The 20023-nt window shown below is 67.2% G+C and carries 18 protein-coding genes; 4 read left to right on the forward strand and 14 right to left on the reverse strand.

The genetic code is table 11. The annotated features are described in order from the left end of the window. Positions 1-2028, reverse strand: a complete 2028-nt coding sequence (locus G6N36_RS06165; protein ID WP_163685691.1) for a primosomal protein N' — start codon at positions 2026-2028, stop codon at positions 1-3. Next, a complete protein-coding gene (locus G6N36_RS06170) occupies positions 2029-2763 on the reverse strand; it encodes a lysoplasmalogenase (RefSeq protein WP_235689977.1) in 735 nt (244 codons plus the stop codon). Between G6N36_RS06170 and G6N36_RS06175 the strand changes: the two genes are divergently transcribed. The 3 genes from G6N36_RS06175 (at position 2762) to G6N36_RS06185 (ending at position 5784) form a co-directional block, all read left to right on the forward strand. Further along, entirely contained in the window at positions 2762-3712 is a 951-nt protein-coding gene (locus G6N36_RS06175; protein ID WP_163685693.1) for an alpha/beta hydrolase, read from the forward strand. The genes G6N36_RS06170 and G6N36_RS06175 overlap by 2 nt on opposite strands. A 133-nt stretch (positions 3713-3845) precedes the next feature. After that, on the forward strand, positions 3846-5327 hold the full coding sequence (locus G6N36_RS06180) for a flavin-containing monooxygenase (RefSeq protein WP_163685694.1): 1482 nt from the start codon (positions 3846-3848) through the stop codon (positions 5325-5327). A gap of 100 nt (positions 5328-5427) precedes the next feature. After that, the gene (locus tag G6N36_RS06185) at positions 5428-5784 is read left to right on the forward strand and encodes a cupin domain-containing protein (RefSeq protein WP_163685695.1); all 357 of its coding nucleotides are present in this window, start codon (positions 5428-5430) and stop codon (positions 5782-5784) included. Here the strand turns inward: G6N36_RS06185 and metK are convergent. The 5 genes from metK to mihF form a co-directional block, all read right to left on the reverse strand. Continuing rightward, complete coding sequence (gene metK, locus G6N36_RS06190) at positions 5781-6989, reverse strand: methionine adenosyltransferase (protein WP_083123462.1); 1209 nt, start codon at positions 6987-6989, stop codon at positions 5781-5783. The genes G6N36_RS06185 and metK overlap by 4 nt on opposite strands. 128 nt (positions 6990-7117) lie before the next feature. Continuing rightward, positions 7118-8371, reverse strand: coding sequence for a bifunctional phosphopantothenoylcysteine decarboxylase/phosphopantothenate--cysteine ligase CoaBC (gene coaBC, locus G6N36_RS06195; RefSeq protein WP_163685696.1), 1254 nt, complete (start codon positions 8369-8371; stop codon positions 7118-7120). Positions 8372-8411: 40 nt separating this feature from the next. Continuing rightward, positions 8412-8726 (reverse strand): DNA-directed RNA polymerase subunit omega, encoded by a 315-nt coding sequence (rpoZ, locus tag G6N36_RS06200; protein WP_163685697.1) that lies wholly within the window; start codon positions 8724-8726, stop codon positions 8412-8414. Between the two features lie 19 nt (positions 8727-8745). Beyond that, positions 8746-9342, reverse strand: coding sequence for a guanylate kinase (gene gmk / locus G6N36_RS06205; RefSeq protein ID WP_163685698.1), 597 nt, complete (start codon positions 9340-9342; stop codon positions 8746-8748). A gap of 15 nt (positions 9343-9357) precedes the next feature. Next, positions 9358-9672 (reverse strand): integration host factor, actinobacterial type, encoded by a 315-nt coding sequence (gene mihF, locus G6N36_RS06210; RefSeq protein ID WP_006244838.1) that lies wholly within the window; start codon positions 9670-9672, stop codon positions 9358-9360. Positions 9673-10221: 549 nt separating this feature from the next. On the opposite strand from mihF, the gene G6N36_RS06215 reads away from it, so the two are divergent. Beyond that, complete coding sequence (locus tag G6N36_RS06215) at positions 10222-11286, forward strand: DUF2330 domain-containing protein (protein WP_163685699.1); 1065 nt, start codon at positions 10222-10224, stop codon at positions 11284-11286. 40 nt (positions 11287-11326) lie between these two features. Here G6N36_RS06215 and pyrF read toward each other — a convergent pair whose 3' ends face one another. Genes pyrF through pyrR form a run of 7 tightly spaced genes read right to left on the reverse strand, consistent with a single transcriptional unit; the run spans position 11327 to position 19939 of the window. Continuing rightward, the gene (pyrF, locus tag G6N36_RS06220; RefSeq protein WP_163685700.1) at positions 11327-12145 is read right to left on the reverse strand and encodes an orotidine-5'-phosphate decarboxylase; all 819 of its coding nucleotides are present in this window, start codon (positions 12143-12145) and stop codon (positions 11327-11329) included. Next, on the reverse strand, positions 12142-15480 hold the full coding sequence (gene carB, locus G6N36_RS06225) for a carbamoyl-phosphate synthase large subunit (RefSeq protein ID WP_163685701.1): 3339 nt from the start codon (positions 15478-15480) through the stop codon (positions 12142-12144). The genes pyrF and carB overlap by 4 nt, the downstream gene beginning before the upstream one ends. After that, a complete protein-coding gene (carA, locus tag G6N36_RS06230; RefSeq protein ID WP_163685702.1) occupies positions 15480-16604 on the reverse strand; it encodes a glutamine-hydrolyzing carbamoyl-phosphate synthase small subunit in 1125 nt (374 codons plus the stop codon). The genes carB and carA overlap by 1 nt, the downstream gene beginning before the upstream one ends. Beyond that, complete coding sequence (locus G6N36_RS06235; RefSeq protein WP_163685703.1) at positions 16601-17137, reverse strand: PH-like domain-containing protein; 537 nt, start codon at positions 17135-17137, stop codon at positions 16601-16603. The genes carA and G6N36_RS06235 overlap by 4 nt, the downstream gene beginning before the upstream one ends. After that, positions 17134-18426 carry a dihydroorotase gene (locus G6N36_RS06240; RefSeq protein ID WP_163685704.1) on the reverse strand — a complete coding sequence of 431 codons (1293 nt, stop codon included), beginning with the start codon at positions 18424-18426 and terminating at the stop codon, positions 17134-17136. The genes G6N36_RS06235 and G6N36_RS06240 overlap by 4 nt, the downstream gene beginning before the upstream one ends. Continuing rightward, complete coding sequence (locus tag G6N36_RS06245; RefSeq protein WP_083123471.1) at positions 18423-19370, reverse strand: aspartate carbamoyltransferase catalytic subunit; 948 nt, start codon at positions 19368-19370, stop codon at positions 18423-18425. Before G6N36_RS06245 ends, G6N36_RS06240 begins: the two co-directional genes overlap by 4 nt. Continuing rightward, positions 19367-19939, reverse strand: coding sequence for a bifunctional pyr operon transcriptional regulator/uracil phosphoribosyltransferase PyrR (gene pyrR / locus G6N36_RS06250; RefSeq protein WP_163685705.1), 573 nt, complete (start codon positions 19937-19939; stop codon positions 19367-19369). Before pyrR ends, G6N36_RS06245 begins: the two co-directional genes overlap by 4 nt. Positions 19940-20023: the final 84 nt, after the last annotated feature.

The raw sequence follows: 20023 nt of genomic DNA on the forward strand, positions 1-20023 counted from the left end.
TTACCCTATGTGCAAGGGGTCGATTTGCACACGCACCGGTTCGTTCTCGCGCCGCGCACTGAGCACCCCTGCGGCGCGCCGCAGCGCCGCAGCGAGCGGCAGTCCCGCGTCGCGCGGCACCCGCACCAGCATCCGATTGACCGGCTTCTCCGGCGGCGTGCCGGGCGGTCGACGTGCGCCGGGTGGCAGGTCGACGGGCCCGAGCAGGTCGGCGTCGTCGGGCAGTTCCGCGGTGTCGATCATCGCGCGCACAGCGTCGGGCGGCCCGTCGATCGCGGCCATGTGCACCGCGGGTGGCAGCCCGACCTCCGCGCGGGAGGCGAGCTCGGATTCGGCGTGGCCGACGGGATCCCACCGGATCAGCGCCTGCACGGTGGGGATGGCGGATTCGGCGACCACCGCCACGACGCCGCCGTCGGCACGGCTGCGGACGAGGGCGGCGGCGGCCATCCAGCGGCGCAACGCGTCCTCGGAAGCCCGCAGATCCTGCCGTCCGAGCAACGCCCACGTGTCGAGGAGCAGGGCGGCGCCGTAACGGCCCGCGGCCAGCGGTTCCGCGCCGGGTGTCGATACGACCACGGCCGGCTCCGCAGGCACCGCGGCGACCATGGCGTCACCACCGGATGTCACGACGGTGACGCCCGGAAATGCGCGGCCCAGTTCCTCGGCTGTTCGACGGGCGCCGACGACGACGGCCCGCACCGCGTCGGATCCGCAGCGCGTGCAGCGCAGTGCCGGTTCCTCCCGGCCGCACCACTTGCACAACGCGCCCGCGGCGTCGCGTGCGGGTAGCGACAGCGGGCCCGTGCAGTGCCGGCAGCGGGCGATCGTGCGGCAGCGATTGCACGCCAGCGCAGGCACGTAGCCACGGCGGGGTACCTGAACGAGTACGGGCAGCCCGGATGTCAGCGCCGTACGCGCGGCCTGCAGCGCCATTGTCGGCAGGCGCGCCGTCCGTGCCGCCGGATCGCGTTCCTGGGCGAAACCGCTGTCCTCGATCGCTATCACATGCGGCGACCGTGACCGCACCTCCTGCCGGGTGGCCACCAGATCGTGCGCCCAGCCGGTGCGGACCAGCGCCTGCGCCTCGGCGGTACGCGCATAACCTCCGATGAGCGACGCGCAGCGCAGCTGGTGAGCCCGCAGCATCGCTACTTCTCTGGCGTGCGGGTAGGGCGCACGCGGCTCGGCGAGTGTGTCGTCGCCGTCGTCCCACACCATCACCAGCCCTAGATTCGCCGCCGGCGCGAAAACCGCGCTGCGGGTACCGATGACGATGCGCGCCCCACCCCGCAACACCGACAGCCATCGCCGATAGCGTTGTGCGGGGCCAAGACCCGCGGACAGCGCCACCACATGAGCCTCGTCGATGAGGGCGATGGCCGCGGCGTGCATCGCGTCGACGTCGCGCTGGTCGGGCAGGACGATCAGGGCGGCACGGCCGGTGTTCGCGGTCGCCGCGGCCAGTTCGGCAAGACGTTCGGGCCAACTTTCCCCGGGCAGCGCCTGCCACACCGCGCGTGCGGCGCGCCCGTCGTACAGGGCGGCGAGGTACTGCTGGCCGCCGCGGTACGCGGCCCAGGCTGTGGTGTCCACGGGCTCGACGGCCAAAGGCTTCTGCTGCGGTGGGAGCTGCTTTTCGACATTGGCATGTCGCGGTGGGACGGCGAGCCGCAACACGTCGGCCCGGGTGCCCCCATACCGGGCGGCGACGGCGTCGGCGAGCCTGCGCACGTCGGGTGTCAGCACCGGCTCGGCGGAGACCACCCGGTCCAGCCAGCCGAGCTTCCCGACGTGGTCCGTCTCCGAGCGCCTTTCGAGCACGAATGCGTCGACCAGTCGGCCGTGGAAGCGCACCCGCACACGCACCCCGGGTTGCGCATCGTCGGACTGTTCGGCGGCGACCAGATAGTCGAATTCGCGGTCGAGATGCGGTACCGACAGCATCGGGAGCACGCGCGCAATGGGCTCGTGCTCGGCCGGCTGCCGGGTGGCGCCCGGCCGAGCCGGGCTGTTGCGCTCCGTCACCTATGCAGTGGTAGCAGACCGCGCCGACGGCACCGACTCTGCCGCACGACCAAAGAAGAAGCCCGCGGTGATGAGCAGCAGCGAGGTCGCGTACGCCCACCAGATCGGCACAGCGAGGGCCTCGTTACCGAGCACGAACTTGGAGATGCCGATCATGCCGTCGGACACCGCGAAGCACACCGCGCCGAGCGCGGTCCACGGCGTCGGCAGCCGGGCCATCAGCGCCGTGCACACCATGGCGCCGAGCACGGCGATGTACAGCGTCACCGGTACGGCCATCCCCTCGGCGATCAGCCGCGGCCAGAACCACACCAACAAGGCGATGCAGGCGCACACCGTTACGGCCGCGGCCGCCAGCCGCGGAGCCGACCGCGCCGCCAGCGGGAGGAGCGCGGCCAGGAAGCACAGGTGCGCGACGAGGAACGCGCCGAGGCCGAGCACGAACGACGGCTCCCACCACGGCATCGCCAAGAAGAAGTCGCCCGCCGCCGAGAACAGCAGCGCGGCCAGCAGCCATCGGCGTTCGCGAGCGACGGGATGCGTCAGCGCGGCGGCGGCGAGCACCACCGCCGTCGCCGCCTTGACCACGGGCTGCAGCACGAACTGTCCGGTCAGCTCGGCGCCGGCCGGCAATCGAAGCGCCGTCACGATCAGAAACACGCCGTAACCGGCGCCGACGACCGCGGCCGTTACCCACAGAAGCCTGGTTCGCGGGTGTGCGTACCGTGTCCCCATGTCTGTCTCTGAGGACAAACCGGCCGTCGACGCCATCCTGCAGAAGGTAATGGAATCCGTGCCGTTTCAGTTGACAACCGACGGAGGTGTCGAAGAAGCGCGCCAACGTTTCCGCGATATCCCCCGCGCGGAGGTCTACCCGGAGGTGCGCAGCGAGGACCGCGTCATCGTCGGGCCCGCAGGCCCGATCCCGATCCGCATCTACCGGCCGGCCGCCGACAGTGCCACCCCGCTACCGGTGGTGGTGTTCATCCACGGCGGCGGGTGGTCGGTCGGCGACCTGGACACCTACGACGGCTTCGCCCGTCGTCACGTCGTCGGTGCGGACACGATCGTCGTCTCAGTCGACTACCGGCTGGCGCCCGAGCATCCCTACCCCGCCGCCGTCGACGATGCGTGGGCCGCCACCCAGTGGGTCGCCGACAACGCGGCCGCTTTGGGTGGCGATCCCGATCGGCTGGCTGTCGCCGGCGACTCCGCGGGCGGCAACCTGTCCGCGGTGGTCGCTCAGCTGGCGCGCGACGCGGGCGGGCCACGAATTCGGTTTCAGCTGTTGTGGTATCCGGCGACAACCTTCGACACCTCGTTGCCGTCGTTCACCGAGAATGCGAATGCGCCGATCCTCGATGTCGACGGGTGCAAAGGGTCCACGCGTTGGTATCTCGGGGATCTCGACGTCTCCGATATGCCCGCGACGTTGGCGCCCGCGCGCGCGGAGGATCTCTCCGGTCTTCCGCCGGCCTACATCGCCGTCGCGGGCCACGACCCGCTGCGCGACGACGGCACGCGGTATGGCGAACTGCTGGCCGCTGCCGGGGTGCCCGTCGAAGTGCACAATGCGGAGACGCTGGTGCACGGCTACGCCGGGTACGACGGCGTGGTACCCGCCGCCACGGACGCCGTCGAGCGCGCGCTGTGTTCGCTTCGGAGCGCGTTACACGTGGGGTGAGTTCGCGACCGGCTTGCGCTGAATTGCTGGCCGCTGCAGACGTTCCCGTCAAGCACTATCGCGCGGCACTTGCACTCCTCGACGTGGGACCCCACCATGGTTAGAGCGACGCCGCCCAACGACGGGAAGCCATATGACAGTGCCCCGGTACGACACCGTCATCGTCGGCGCCGGTTTCTCCGGCATCGGCACCGCGATCAAACTCGACAAGTCCCGGATGGGCAATTATCTGGTGATCGAAGCGGGTGACGGGCCGGGTGGGACTTGGTACTGGAACACGTATCCCGGTATTGCCGTGGACATTCCATCGTTCTCCTACCAGTTCTCCTTCGAGAAGAGCCCGAACTGGACACGGACCTACGCGCCGGGACGGGAATTGAAGGCCTACGCCGAGCACTGCGTTGACAAATATGGCCTACGCCGCAAGATCCGATTCAACACCAAGGTGCTCGGCGCGACCTTCGACGACCACGACAACCTGTGGCGCGTACATCTCGACACCGGCGAGTCGGTGACCGCCAGATTCCTCGTCAACGCCAGCGGCGTGCTGATCACCCCCAATATGCCCGACATCGACGGTGTCGACTCGTTCGCCGGCGTGACGATGCACACCGCACGCTGGGATCACGAGCAGAACCTCACCGGTAAGCGTGTCGCCATCATCGGGACCGGCGCGTCCGCCGTGCAGGTCATCCCCGAGATCGCGCCAATCGTGGAGCGCCTGACGGTGTTTCAGCGCACCCCGATCTGGTGCCTCCCCAAGCCTGACGTGCCGCTGTCGCCCAGGACCCGGCGTCTGATGCGACTCCCCGGTGGCCCGACGGTGCAGCGTCTGCTCAGCCAGGCGTACGTCGAGCTGACCTTCACGTTGCCCGCGCAGTACTTCACCCTCAACCCGATGGCCAAGAACATGTCGCAGTTCGGGAAGTCGTATCTGCGCAAGCAAGTCCACGACCCGGAGGTGCGTGACAAGCTCACCCCGCGCTACGCCGTCGGCTGCAAGCGCCCGGGCTTTCACAACACGTATCTGTCGACGTTCAACCGGGACAACGTCGAGCTGGTGACCGAGCCGATCGACAAGATCACCGGGTCAGGCGTGGCGACGGTCGACGGTGAGACCCGAGACGTCGACGTGCTGATCCTGGCGACCGGGTTCAAGGTGATGGACGTCGAGGACAATCCGACCTACCCGGTGACCGGGGCCGGCGGCCTCTCGTGGAGCGAGCATTTCAGCGAGCGGCGCCTGCAATCGTATGAAGGCGTCGCCGTGCCCGGTTTCCCGAACTTCTTCACGGTGTTCGGCCCGTACGGGTATGTCGGGAACTCATACTTCTCGCTGATCGAGACCCAGACACACCACATCGTGCGCTGCCTGAAACAGGCTCGCAGAAAGCGCGCCAACCGCGTAGAGGTCAAACACGAGGCCAACGACCGCTACTTCGCCGAGATGATGCGCAAGCGTCACCGGCAGATCTTCTGGCAGGACACGTGCAAGGACGCCAGGAGCTACTACTTCGACAAGAACGGTGATGTGCCGCTGCGATCGGCCAGCACACTCCAGACATATTGGCGCGCTCGCCGCTTCCCGCTCACCGATTACGAGTTCAGCGCTTAGCCGCGCGTCTGGCACGCAGATACTTGTCGATTCTCGGCTGATATGCGCGCAGGCAAACCTACGCTCGAGACATCATTCGATCACCGAGTGGGGGCCAGACATGCAGAGTTTGACGTTCGAAGGCATCCCGGTTGCCGTCAACGGGGAGGGCGTGGACTTTCGCAGCCAACCAGTAGGCGAGATGTCCATCGCGTGGGTGAAGCTCGGCGCCGGTGCGGACCTGCGGCCGGCGCTGGCGGGACTGCCCGGCGACATGTGCCAGTGCCCGCACTGGGGTTACATGCTGAGCGGGCAGCTTCGCATGCACACGAGCAGCGGTGAGCAGACCTACAACGCGGGTGAGGCGTTCTACTGGGCCGCCGGGCACGCGCCGGAGGCCGTCACCGACTGCGAGTACATCGACTTCTCGCCGACCGAAGAACTACAGACGGTCCTGCGCCACGTCACCGGCGGCTAGACGGCCGCCTTCAGCTCGTCGACCTTGTTGACCTGTTCCCAGGGCAGCTCGACGTCGGTGCGGCCGAAGTGGCCGTAGGCGGCGGTCTGCGCATAGATCGGCCGCAGCAGATCCAGATCGCGCACGATCGCGCCAGGCCGCAGGTCGAACACCGAGGTGATCGCCTTCTCGATACGGGCCGGGTCGACCGTCTCACTGCCGAAGGTCTCCACGAACAGTCCCACCGGGGCCGCCTTGCCGATCGCGTAGGCGACCTGCACCTCGACCCGCTCCGCCAACCCGGCTGCGACCACGTTTTTTGCTACCCAGCGCATCGCATACGCCGCGGAGCGGTCCACCTTGGACGGATCCTTGCCGGAAAACGCGCCGCCGCCATGACGGGCCCAGCCGCCGTAGGTGTCGACGATGATCTTGCGGCCGGTCAGGCCTGCATCACCCATCGGACCACCGAGCACGAACTTGCCGGTCGGGTTGACCAGTAGCCGGAAGTCGGAGGTGTCCATCGAGTCGTGGTTGAGGTCGGCCAGCACGGTGTTGACGACCTTCTCGCGGATGTCGGGCGCCAGCGTGGCGTCCAGGTCGATACCGGCGGCATGCTGCGTCGACAGCACCACTGTGTCGAGGCGCACCGGAGTAGTGCCGTCGTATTGCACGGTGACCTGGGTCTTACCGTCGGGGCGGAGGTAATCCAGCACGCCGCTCTTGCGAACCTCGGTCAGCCGGCGCGACAGCCGGTGCGCCAGCGCGATCGGCAGCGGCATCAGCTCGGGGGTGTCCCTGATGGCGTAGCCGAACATCAGACCCTGGTCACCGGCGCCCTGGGCGTCCAGCGGGTCACCTGCGCCTTCGACGCGCGTCTCGTGAGCGGTGTCGACACCCTGCGCGATATCGGGCGACTGCGCGCCGATTCCGATGTTGACGCCGCAGGTCTCGCCGTCGAAACCCTTTTCCGAGGAGTCGTAGCCGATGTCGAGGATGCGCGCCCGGACGGTGTTCGTGATGTCGGCGAACGCTTCCTTGGCCGTCGTCGTGACCTCGCCGACGACGTGTACCTGGCCGGTGGTGACCAACGTTTCGACCGCGACGCGTGATTTGGGATCGTCCGCGAGCAACGCGTCGAGCACCGAGTCGCTGATGGCGTCACAGATCTTGTCGGGGTGGCCCTCGGTCACCGACTCACTGGTAAACAGCCGAGCTTCACTCACGGTGTGATCCTTCCGCTCAAGTCCCCTTGAGGTAGTTAGCTAGTCAAATTATATGCTTGCTCGTTTTGCACCCAAGCGGGTGCGAAGTTCCGCACAACCCTTTCACGGCCCCGGAGTCGTGATTCGCGTTACCCGCTACCGTCCTGCAGCACCGCCACGATCGCGTCCACGATACGGCTGGCCATCAGAGTTTTCGAACCATGCTCCAATGCGGACTCCGTGCCGTCGGCTGCCAGCAGCCATCCGTCGTTGTTGTCCACTTCGAACGCCCGATTCTCGCCGACGGCGTTGACCACCAGCAGATCGCATCCCTTGCGCTGCAATTTGGTTCGGGCGTGGAACAGCACATCGCCGTTCGCATCGCCGGTCTCGGCGGCAAACCCGACGATGGCCCGCATGTTGGGCAGTTGGCCGTCGGTCCGCGCCCGGACGGCGCCCGCGAGCACGTCGTCGGTGCGGGTGAGCTCGATGACCGGTGCCGCCGCATCGGGGTCGGCGGACTTCTTGATCTTGTTGGTCTCCACCTGAGACGGGCGGAAATCGGCGACCGCGGCGGCCATCACCAACACGTGCGCGTCTGGTGCGTGCTTCGAGACGGCGTCCCTGAGCTGGGCAGCCGAGCCGATGTGGACCACCTCCACCCCCGCCGGGTCGATCAGACCCGCGGTATTGCCCGCGACGAGCGTGACGTCGGCCCCGCGCTGTGCCATCACCCGCGCCATTGCATAGCCCTGCTTGCCCGAACTCCGGTTGCCGATGAATCGCACCGGGTCGATCGGTTCGCGCGTGCCGCCCGCGGTGACGAGGACCTTGACGCCGGCCATGTCGTACGGCAGGGCGTCTGCGCGCTCCAGCAGCAGGTGGGCGAGGGTGGAGATCTCCTCGGCCTCCGGCAGTCGGCCCGCGCCGCTGTCGGCGCCGGTGAGCCGCCCGGACGCCGGCTCCAACACCACCGCGCCCCGACGCCGCAGCGTGGCCACGTTGTCCACGGTGGCCGGGTGCAACCACATCTCGGTGTGCATCGCGGGAGCGAAGAGCACCGGACATCGCGCGGTGAGCAGTGTGGCGGTCAGCAGGTCGTCGGCGCGGCCGGCGACGGCTCGCGCCAACAGATCGGCAGTCGCCGGGGCGACCACCACGAGGTCGGCCTCCTGCCCGATCCGGACGTGGGGCACCTCGTGCACGTCGTCCCAGACGCCGGTGTGAACGGGGTTTCCGGAGAGCGCTTCGAACGTCGCCGCACCGATGAAGCGCAGGGCGGACTCGGTAGGAACGACGCGAACGGCGTGGCCCGCCTCGGTCAGCTGCCGCACGACGGTGGCCGCCTTATAGGCGGCGATGCCACCGGCGACACCGACGATGATCCGCTTGCGTTCGGTCACTTCAACCCTTCGCCCAAGGACTCATCGCCGGGCTCCTCCGCTACTCGCCTTCGGTGTGCTCGAGTAGGTCGCCGTGAATCTCGCGCATCGCGATCGACAGCGGCTTCTCCTGCAGGCCGGGCTCGACCAGCGGTCCCACGTATTCGAGGATGCCGTCACCGAGCTGGTTGTAGTAGTCGTTGATCTGACGGGCGCGCTTGGCGGCGTAGATCACCAGCGCATACTTGCTGGACGCGCGGTCGAGCAGCTCGTCGATGGGTGGATTGGTGATACCCAACGGGGTGTCATAGGCGCCGGCGCCGGGCGCGATGTCGTCGGCAGCGGCCAACTGGGCGTCGGCGTGGGGTGTGCTCACGTAGAAGATCTCCAGACGGTTATGCGTGAAATTTGGGTGGCTCACCGCGGGCCACCAGCAAGGATACCAATTCAGAGCAGGCAGACTCCAATTCGCTGTTCACGACGACCACATCGAAGTCATTCTGAGCAGCCAGTTCGTCGCGTGCGGTGGCCAGTCGGCGGGCCATGACTTCGGCGCTTTCGGTGCCGCGCCCGATCAGTCGGCTCTCCAGTGCCTCCCAGCTGGGCGGCGCGAGGAAGACCGTGAGGACTTCCGGCATCGATTCCTTGACGGCTCGAGCGCCCGCCAGATCCACTTCGATCAGCACGGGACGGCCGGCTTCGATGGCCTCGTAAACCGGGGCTGCGGGGGTGCCCGAGCGGTGCAGACCGCCGTGGATCTCGGCCCATTCCAGCAGGGCACCGCTATCGATCAGCTCCTGGAACCGCTCTGCTGTGACAAACGAATAGTCGATGCCGTCGACTTCGCCCGGACGCGGGGCCCGAGTGGTGACGGAGACACTGAAATGCAAGTCGGGAACGCGGTCACGCAGACAGCGGACGACGGACGATTTCCCGACGGCAGAGGGGCCGGACAACACGATTGCCCGCCCGGCCCCCCGGCCGGCGCTCAACTTATGCGCCCGGAATTACTGGTCGAACTTTTCCAGCAGCGCCTTGCGCTGGCGATCGCCCAGGCCACGCAGGCGGCGGGTCGGGGCGATCTCGAGTTCGGTCATGATTTCCTGCGCCTTGACCTTGCCCACCTTGGGCAACGCCTCCAGAAGGGCAGAAACCTTCATCTTGCCCAAGACCTCATCGGTCTCGGCATCCTTGAGCACCTGCTTGAGGTTGGTGCCGCCGCGCTTGAGCCGGTCTTTGAGCTCGGCACGTATGCGTCGTGCGGCAGCAGCCTTCTCCAACGCTGCCGCGCGCTGCTCGTCGGTCAACTGGGGAAGGGCCACGGGGTTCCTCCGTCTCTCACACCATCATTGTTTCTTTATCGGCCGCTATGAAAAATTCCACAACAGCCAGCGACGACGACCGTACCCACGCAACCTGACGAAAGCGAACCCCACCCCCTGGTTCTGACGCCAAAAGCCCAGCGTGTAAGGCAGGGCCGCCGTGCGAGCCGATTCGCCCAAATCAGCCCGAAAACGTCGATACAAGCCGATGAGGGGCCGGATTCGCCTGCGTATCAAGGCCTTTCAGTCCCCCCGGGGTGCCTTACCGACCCGCTCGGCCTGTGGCCTGGACCACACCCCGCCAGCGGGTCACGGCGGGTAAAGAAAATTTTGCCTGGTCACCGCATGTCGGGCGTGTCGCCGCCCCCTGGCGCACCGGTTCGGGCGGCTACGCGAGCGTCAATATTCGGAATGAAAACAAAACCTCGGTCTAACGCGTGGCTGGCGATGCCAGTGAGGCTGATGTTGTCTGCGTTGTCACTGTTGTTCGCTGCCGCCGCCCTCATCCGAGGCCGGCAACGAAATAGGATTCGCCGAGAGGAGGTCGTCGTGGCCGCACGCGTCTGTCGATCCATTGCCATGGTGCTCGTTCTGCTGGCCGGGGCGGCGCTGGGGAACGTCGCGACTCCGGCGTGGGCCTGTGGCTGCGGGGCCTACGTCCCCGACAGTCCCGGCTCCTCGGTGGCCGACGAGCGCGCGCTGATCGCCTGGGACGGCACCACCGAGACAATCGTGATGTCGTTGTCGGTGACCGGTTCGTCGGACCGGGCCGCATGGATCATGCCGGTGCCGTCCGCTGCGCGTATCACCCTCGGCGACACCGAGGTGTTCGAAGCACTCGGCGAGCTCACTGCACCCAGGATCGAGTACCGCGATTCGTGGTGGCCGACCATTCCCTGGCTGGTGTGGGCGGGATCGCCGCCGGACACGGCGGGCGCGCCGTCTGGCGCGGTCAGCGTGCTCGGCCGCCAGCGTCTCGGCCCGTTCGACGTCACCCGGCTAGCGGCAAACGATCCGTCGGCGCTGGCAAAGTGGTTGGGTGACAACGACTTTCCACATCCCGACGGACTGGACGACAACCTGGCACCGTACGTCGCCGACGGTTGGGAGATCGTGGCAGTTCAATTGGTAGCGGCCGAATCGGGCGGTGCCCTGACGGGCCCCCTTCAGCCCCTGCGACTCTCGTTCGAGGCCGACACGGTCGTCTACCCGATGCGGCTGTCCCGGTCGGCGTCGATGTCGCAGTACATCGACCTGTACGTGCTGGCTCAGCATCGGATGGATCCGTCGACGCTTCCCGTTCCCGCCGACAAGCCGACTCTCGAATTCGCGGGTCGGATCGATCGCAGCGCCTCCCCAGCGTTGGCCGACTACGCCGGGGACGCCGCGTTTCTGACGAGGTGGAAGAACACGATCTGGGATCCGTCGGCCATCGAGGATGACTACATCTTCGAGCAGGCGCCCGCAGATACGCCCTTCCAACAGGTCGTCTATCGCACGCGCGACCGCGGCGACCTGACGTACCTGATGTTGCTCGGCGTGCTCGGCGTCGGCGGCGTCGTCGCGATCGTCCTGTTGACGCGGCTCCTGCCGAAAAGGCCGGCGAAGCGTTAGCGCACGAGCGAATCGCTCTGCGCTGGCAGATCACTTGCACTCATGCCAGATACGCAACGGCATCGCGGAACTTCTCGGCCGCGGCGCGCAGCTCGGCGACACCGGGCCCGGCGCGCAGCACCTCCCGCGACACCGCCGGAAGCAGTTGGCCGGCGTGTGCCCCACCGAGTCCGCCCAGCGCGTCCGGTCGTCCGCCCTGCGCGCCGACGCCCGGCACGAGCACCGGACCGCCCAATGCGCTGACATCGGGCGGTTCGGCAAGCGTCGCGCCGACGACGACGCCGACGGATCCGGGGCCCGGCAAGCGTTCGCGGTTGACCGCGGCCGCGGCGTCCACAATCGACTGCGCGACGGTTCGACCGCCGGTCTCGGCGCGCTGCACGGTCGCGCCCTCGGGGTTGGATGTCGCGGCGAGGACGAAGACACCGCGGCCGTTGGTCTCTGCGGTGTCGAGCAGCGGCTGTAATGATCCGAAGCCCAGATACGGCGATGCGGTCACGGCGTCGGCGGCGAGCGGCGAATCACCCGACCACGCATTCGCGTAGGCGGCCATCGTCGAGCCGATGTCCCCGCGTTTGGCGTCGGCCAACACCAGCACACCGGTGTCGCGCAGCGCAGCAATGGTGCGCTCCAGCACGGTGAATCCCGCGGCACCGTGCGCCTCGAAGAATGCCACCTGCGGTTTCACGATCGCGAAGCCGGCGAACGCCTCCACACAGATATCGCAGAACCGGGACAACCCGTCGGCGTCGGCGCTCAGCCCCCAGGCGCCTAGGAGTTCGGGATGCGGATCGATACCGGGACACAACGGGCCGCGGCCAGCGATCGCCTCGGCCAGCCGGACCCCGAAGGCCGTCACGGCCCCAGCACGCTGTGCAGCTCCTGGAGCGACATCACGCCGATGTCTCCGCGGATGCCCGCCTCGATGCCCTGCACCGCAGCCGAGGCGCCCTGCACGGTGGTCACGCACGGGATGTTCATCGACACTGCGGCCGAGCGGATCTCGTAGCCGTCGATGCGCGGACCCGAGTTCCCGTAGGGGGTGTTGATCACCATGTCCACTTCACCGGCTCTGATCAGATCCACCGCCGACGACGCCGGTCTGCCCTCCCCCGGCTGCTCGAAGTGCTTGCGTACCTCGTCGCACGGAATACCGTTGCGGCGCAGCATCTCCGCGGTGCCCGCGGTGGCCAGCACCCGGAATCCCAGATCGGCGAGCCGCTTCACCGGGAACACCAGCGAGCGTTTGTCGCGGTTGGCGACCGAGACGAAAACCGTGCCCTCGGCAGGCAACGATCCGTAGGCCGCGGTCTGGCTCTTGGCGAACGCACTGCCGAAGTCGTGGTCGATACCCATCACCTCGCCCGTCGACTTCATCTCGGGGCCGAGCAGTGAATCGATCTGCGAGCCGTCGGCCTTGCGGAAACGATGGAAGGGCAGCACCGCCTCTTTGACCGCCACCGGAGCGTTACGCGCGGTTGCCGCACCGTCGCCGGTAGCCGCAAGTACACCTTCGTCGCGCAGCTGGGCGATACTGGTGCCCAACATGATTCGTGCACAGGCCTTCGCCAGTGGAATCGCCGTCGCTTTGGACACGAATGGCACCGTCCTGCTGGCGCGCGGATTCGCCTCGAGCACGTAGAGCACGTCGTCCTTGAGCGCGTACTGCACGTTGAGCAGCCCGACGACACCGATGCCGTGGGCGATCGCCTCGGTCGCACGCCGCACGGATTCGATGTCACTGCGGCCCAGGGTCACCGGCGGCAGCGCACAGGCCGAGTCACCGGAGTGGATGCCGGCCTCCTCGATGTGCTCCATGATGCCGCCGATGTACACCTCGGTGCCGTCACACAGTGCGTCGACGTCGATTTCGATGGCGTCCTCGAGAAAGCGGTCCACGAGCACCGGGTGCTCCGGTGAAAGTTCGGTGGCCCGGGTGATGTAGCCCTGCAGGGTCTCCTCGTCGTAGACGATCTCCATGCCCCGGCCGCCCAGGACGTAGGACGGGCGAACCAGCACCGGATAACCGATGTCGGCGGCGATACGGCGGGCCTGCTCGAAACTGGTCGCGGTACCGAACCGAGGCGCGGGCAGTCCGGCGTTGTTGAGCACCTCGCCGAACGCGCCACGGTCTTCGGCGAGGTCGATCGCCTTGGGACTGGTTCCGACGATCGGCACACCAGCCTTCTCCAGACGTTCCGCGAGGCCGAGCGGCGTCTGGCCGCCGAGTTGCACGATGGCCCCGACGACGCCGGGACCTCCTGCGCCGGAAGCAGACTCGGCATGGTAGACCTCGAGCACGTCCTCGAACGTCAGCGGTTCGAAGTACAGCCGATCGGCGGTGTCGTAGTCAGTGGAGACCGTTTCGGGATTGCAGTTGACCATGACGGTCTCGAATCCGGCCTGGCTCAGCGTGGTGGCGGCATGGACGCAGCTGTAGTCGAACTCGATGCCCTGCCCGATGCGGTTGGGCCCGGAGCCCAGGATCAGCACCTTGGGCTTGTCCGTCTGGGGTGCGACCTCACTCTCGGCTGCGGGGTCGAGTTCGTAGCTGCTGTAGTGGTAGGGGGTCTTGGCTTCGAACTCCGCCGCACAGGTATCGACCGTCTTGTACACGGGATGAATGCCCAGCCGGGTGCGCAGGGCCCGCACACCGATTTCGCCGGCCAACTCCGGTCGCAGGGCTGCGATTTGGCGATCCGAGAGGCCATGGTACTTGGCGCGTCGCAGAAGGTGCTCGTCGAGCACCGGGGCGTCGACCAGCTCGGCGCGCAGTGTGACGAGCCCGGCGATCTGTTCGACGAACCACGGATCGACGCCGGAGGCCTCGGCCACCCGCTCGACCGTGGCACCCTTGCGCAGCGCCAGTTCGAGGTCGTACAGGCGACCATCGGTCGGCGTCCTCAGACGTGTGAGCAGGTCATCGACGGAAACGTCGGGGTCGGGCTTCGTCCAGAACCCGGCGCGACTGGTTTCCAACGACCGCATCACCTTGCCGAGCGCTTCGATGAAGTTGCGGCCCAACGACATCGCCTCGCCCACCGATTTCATGGTCGTGGTGAGTGTCGGGTCTGCGCCGGGGAACTTCTCGAACGCGAAGCGAGGCGCCTTGACGACGACATAGTCCAGGGTCGGCTCGAAGCACGCCGGCGTTTCCTTGGTGATGTCGTTGACGATCTCGTCGAGGGTGTAGCCGATCGCCAGTTTCGCGGCGATCTTCGCGATCGGGAAGCCCGTCGCCTTCGACGCCAGCGCACTGGAACGCGAGACGCGGGGGTTCATCTCGATGACGATCAGGCGCCCGTCGGCTGGGTTGACGGCGAACTGGATATTGCACCCGCCGGTGTCTACACCGACCTCGCGCAGAATGTCGATGCCGAGGCTGCGCATCTTCTGGTACTCGCGATCGGTCAGCGTCATCGCCGGCGCCACCGTGACCGAATCGCCGGTGTGCACACCCATCGGGTCGAAGTTCTCGATCGAGCAGACCACCACCACGTTGTCGTGGCCGTCGCGCATCAGCTCGAGCTCGAATTCCTTCCAGCCGAAGATCGATTCCTCGATCAGGACGTTGGCGCTCGGCGATGCCGCCAGCCCTTCGCCGGCCATCCGGTCCACATCCTCCGCTGAGTAGGCCATACCCGAGCCCAGTCCACCCATCGTGAACGAGGGCCGCACGACGACCGGCAGCCCGAGCTCGGCGACCGTCTCACGCACCTCGTCCATCGTGAAACACACACGGGAGCGGGCAGATTCGCCGCCGACCTTGCTGACGATGTCCTTGAACTTCTGCCGGTCCTCGCCCCGCTGGATCGCCTCGAAATCGGCGCCGATGAGCTCGACACCGTAGCGCTCGAGCGCGCCGTTCTCGTAGAGCGCGACCGCGGTGTTCAACGCGGTCTGCCCGCCGAGGGTGGCCAGCAACGCGTCGATCTTGTGGCCGCGCTCGGCCTGTTGGGCGATGACCCGTTCGACGAATGCCGGGGTGATCGGTTCGACATAGGTGTGGTCGGCGTACTCGGGGTCGGTCATGATCGTTGCAGGATTGGAGTTGACCAGGCTCACCTCCAGGCCCTCGGCACGCAGGACACGACAGGCCTGCGTTCCCGAGTAGTCGAACTCACAAGCCTGGCCGATGATGATCGGTCCGGAGCCGATCACGAGCACGTGGTTCAGGTCGCGGCGCTTCGGCATCAGCGGCCCTCCGCCATCAGGTCGACGAACTGGTCGAACAGGTAGTTCGCATCGTGTGGGCCCGCAGCGGCCTCGGGGTGGTACTGCACCGAAAAGGCTCTCCCATCAACCAGTTTGATGCCCTCGACGACGCCGTCGTTGGCGCAGGTGTGACTGACGATCGCGGTACCGAAGTCGGTGTCGAACGTCTCGCCGGCCTCCCCCTCGAGTGCGAACCCGTGGTTCTGCGCGGTCACCGCGACCCGGCCGGTGGCGTGGTCCATGACGGGCACGTTGATGCCGCGGTGACCGAAGACCATCTTGTACGTCGAGCGTCCGAGCGCGCGGCCGAGGATCTGATTGCCGAAGCAGATTCCGAAAAGCGGTATCCCCGCGCCGAGGACTTCCCGTGTCACACCGACGATGTGGTCTGCGGTGGCGGGGTCGCCGGGCCCGTTGGACAGAAAAACGCCATCGGGATTGAGGTCGGCGATCTGGTCGTACGTGACCGTTGACGGCATCACGTGGCTGCGGATGCCGCGGGCGGCAAAGTTGCGCGGTGTGTTGGTCTTGATGCCGAGGTCGATCGCCGCGACGGTGAAGCGTGGAAGTCCTTCGGGTTCCACGACATAGGTGGCGTCGGTGCTGACCTCGCCGGCCAGGTTGGCGCCCAGCATCGACTGCTGATCGCGGACACGGGCGAGTAGTTCGTCGGCGTGCGAAAGCGCGTCGCCCGAGAACACTCCGGCCTTCATCGAGCCGAGGCTGCGCAGGTGCCGTACCACGGCGCGGGTGTCGATTCCCGCAACCCCGACGATGCCCTGACGGACGAGCTCGTCGTCGAGAGTGCCTGTCGCGCGCCAGTTCGACGCCCGTGGGGACGGATCGCGTACGGCGTAGCCGGCCACCCAGATCTTGTCGCCGCGGCTCTCCGCGTCCTCCTGGTTCCACCCGGTGTTGCCGATCTGCGGGGCCGTGGCCACCACGATCTGCCCGTGATAGCTCGGGTCGGTCAACGTTTCCTGGTATCCGGACATGCCGGTGGAGAACACCGCCTCACCAAGCGTCTGGCCGATGGCTCCGAACGCGGTGCCGGTGAAGATGCGTCCGTCCTCGAGCACCAGCACCGCCCTGTTGGTGCTCATGCGGTCTCCAGCCACGGCTCGTACGCCGCACGGTTGTCGGCGCGGAACCCGGTGTCGATCTCGGTGCCCGATGGCAACCGCCACCGGATCGCCAGAATGCCCTCGTGGGTCAGTGCCTTCCCCCGGGTCGCTCCGCTCCTGCCCCCAGGGATGACCCTACCGGCGACTCCCCGTTCAGTGCGGATCGCGGTGATCGACTCTTCGGGTATCCAGATCGGTCCTGCGCCGCTGCGCTGCAACATGATCCCTTCGGGGTAGCGGGTCAGCACCGCCTTGTGGCGGAATGCGAGATCTCCGACGGCGACGCGGTCGTTCCAGTGTGGGACGAGCGTGCTGCCGACGTACAGGCCTTTGGTGGCAGAAACAATCGCCGACCCCACCGTGTCGGGCAGCGGCGGCAGCGTGCCGATCAGTTCGGCCTGCCGCTCAGCGCGGCGACGCCAGCCACGCAGCATCGCCTGGATGATGATCGCGATCAGCACGGCCAGCACCGCGGCCATGATCAGCGACCCGACGAGGGTTCCGGTGTTCATGCCGGGCTCTTTCCGTCGCGCGCGGTGACCTTGCCCCGCAACAGTGTCAACGTCACCGTCGCAGGCAACTCCATCGATTCGTACGGCGTGTTGTCGGAGCGACTCGCCAGCTCTGACCCCTCAACCGTCCACGTCGCGTCGGGATCGACGACGGTCAGGTTGGCGGGCTCGCCTATCTCCAGCGGCCGGCCCTGATCCGGCAATCCGACGATGCGGGCGGGGTTCTCGCTCATCACCCGGGCTACGTCGCGCCAGGTGAGCAGGCCGGGACGCACCATGGTCTCGACGACCACCGACAGCGCGGTCTGCAGGCCGAGCATGCCCGGGCGCGCGTGGGCGAACTCGCACATTTTCTCGTGCTCGGCATGCGGCGCGTGGTCGGTGGCGACGCAGTCGATCACCCCGTCGGCAAGCGCCTGGCGCAGCGCCTCGGCGTCGGTCGCCTCACGAAGCGGTGGATTCACCCGGTTTCGGCCGTCGTAGGAGGCCAGCCGGCCATCGTCGAGCAGAAGATGGTGCGGGGTCACCTCGGCGGTGATTGAAATGCCTTGTTCCTTGGCCCATCTGACGATCTCGACAGTGCCCGCGGTGGAGGCGTGGCAGATGTGCACGCGTGCGCCGGCGTCGCGGGCCAATAACGCGTCGCGCGCGACAATGGACTCTTCGGCCGCGCGCGGCCAACCCGCCAACCCCAGCAGCGCCGCGTTGGGCCCCTCGTGTGCCACGGCACCGACGGTGAGGCGGGGCTCCTCGGCATGCTGGGCGATGAGCACGCCCAGGCCCGTCGCATATTCCAGTGCGCGGCGCATGATCAGCGGATCGTGAACGCAGACGCCGTCATCGGAAAACATCCGCACCTGCCCAGCGCCGTTGGCCATCATGCCCATCTCGGTGAGCTGGGCACCGGCCAGACCCATCGTCACCGCACCGACGGGATGCACGTCGACGAGCCCGACCTGCTGGCCGCGGTGCCACACGTGATCGGTGACGACCGGGCTGTCTGCGACCGGGTTGGTGTTGGCCATCGCGAAAACCGCGGTATAGCCACCCAAAGCCGCTGCGGCCGAGCCGGTTTCGATGTCCTCAGTGTACTCCCGGCCGGGCTCGCGCAGATGTGTGTGCAGGTCGACGAATCCGGGAAGCAGAATCTGACCGGTGGCGTCGGCGACATCGGCATCGTCGGGAACGTCAAGCCCGGCACCGATGTCGGCGATCTGGCCGTCGGAGACGAGCACGTCGATCCGGTCACCCTCGCCGTAGAGCCGCACCCTGCGGATCAGGACGCTCATACGCTCATCGCTTCCACCTCAGCGCCCACCAGGAGGTGGAACAACACCGCCATTCGGATATGCACACCGTTGGAAACCTGCTGCAGGACAGCTGATTGCGGAGAATCGGCGACGGAGAACGCGATCTCCATCCCGCGCACCATCGGACCGGGATGCAGGACTACCGCGTTACCCGGAAGCAGTGCCTGGCGCTTCTCAGAGAGGCCGTACAGCACCGAGTATTCGCGCGCGGATGGGAAGAAGCCGCCGGTCATCCGCTCGGCCTGCACACGCAGCATCAGCACCGCATCTGCGACGGGCAATTCGGCGTCGAGGTCGTGCGACACGGTGACCGGCCAATCTGCGACCCCGACCGGCAGCAGCGTGGGCGGGGCGACGAGCACCACTTCCGCGCCGAGCGTGTCGAGCAGCAGCACGTTGGACCGCGCGACCCGGCTGTGCAGCACGTCGCCGACGATGACGACCCGCTTGCCTTCGATGTCGCCGAGCCGTTGCCGGATGGTGAGCGCGTCGAGCAGTGCCTGCGTCGGGTGTTCGTGAGTGCCGTCGCCGGCGTTGATCACCGACGGGCCACCCTGCTCGGTGAGTGTCCACTCGGCAAGCTGCTGGGCCGCCCCAGAGGCGGGGTGGCGGATGATCAGGGCATCGGCACCGGCGGCACGCAGGGTCAGGGCGGTGTCGCGAAGCGACTCACCTTTGGAGACAGAGGATCCCGACGCGCTCACATTGATGACGTCGGCACTCATCCATTTGCCTGCGACCTCGAATGACACCCGCGTGCGGGTGGAGTTCTCGTAGAACATCGTGATGATGGTGCGGCCGCGAAGCGTCGGCAGTTTCTTGACCTCGCGGCCGAGCAGGGCCTGGCTGAACCGGTCGGCGTTGTCGAGAATCGCGAGCGCTTCAGCCCGCGACAGGTCGCCGGTTGAGAGCAGGTGCTTCATCTTGGGGGCCCTCCCTGCGGTGCGATCCAGATGCCCTCGACGTCATCGTCTTCGGTCAACCGCACCTTGACGTTCTCGGCCCTCGAGGTCGGCACGTTCTTGCCGACGTAGTCGGCCCGAAGCGGCAGCTCCCGGTGCCCGCGGTCGACGAGAACGGCGAGCTGGACGGCGCGGGGACGGCCGATGTCGCGCAGTGCATCCAACGCCGCGCGCACCGAGCGGCCGGTGTAGAGGACGTCGTCGACCAGGATCACGAGCGTGCCGTCGATGCCGCCCTCGGGAATCGAGGTGTCCTCCAGCGGCCGGGGCGGCTTGCTGTCGAGATCGTCGCGGTAGAGCGTGATGTCCAGCGCCCCGCGCGGAACGTCGACGTCGGCGAATTCCTTGATTTTCTCGACAAGCCGCGCGGCCAAGGTGACGCCGCGGGTGGGGATGCCGAGCAGGATGACGTGGGGAGCATCTTTACCGTCGAGCGCGGTCTTCTCGATGATTTGATGGGCCATGCGGGAGATGGTCCGGCTGACGTCCGCTGAAGACATCAGTTCCCGGTCGGTGCCAGGCGCGCCCAAGGTAACCCTGACCTCCTTCTCCGCCTCTCGGGACGGCTCTTTAAAGGATGTCGAAACTGCGGGGAGCTTAGCATCTGCATTTCG

This window comes from Mycolicibacterium gadium (assembly GCF_010728925.1).
In the GTDB taxonomy this organism is placed as follows: Bacteria; Actinomycetota; Actinomycetes; order Mycobacteriales; family Mycobacteriaceae; genus Mycobacterium; species Mycobacterium gadium.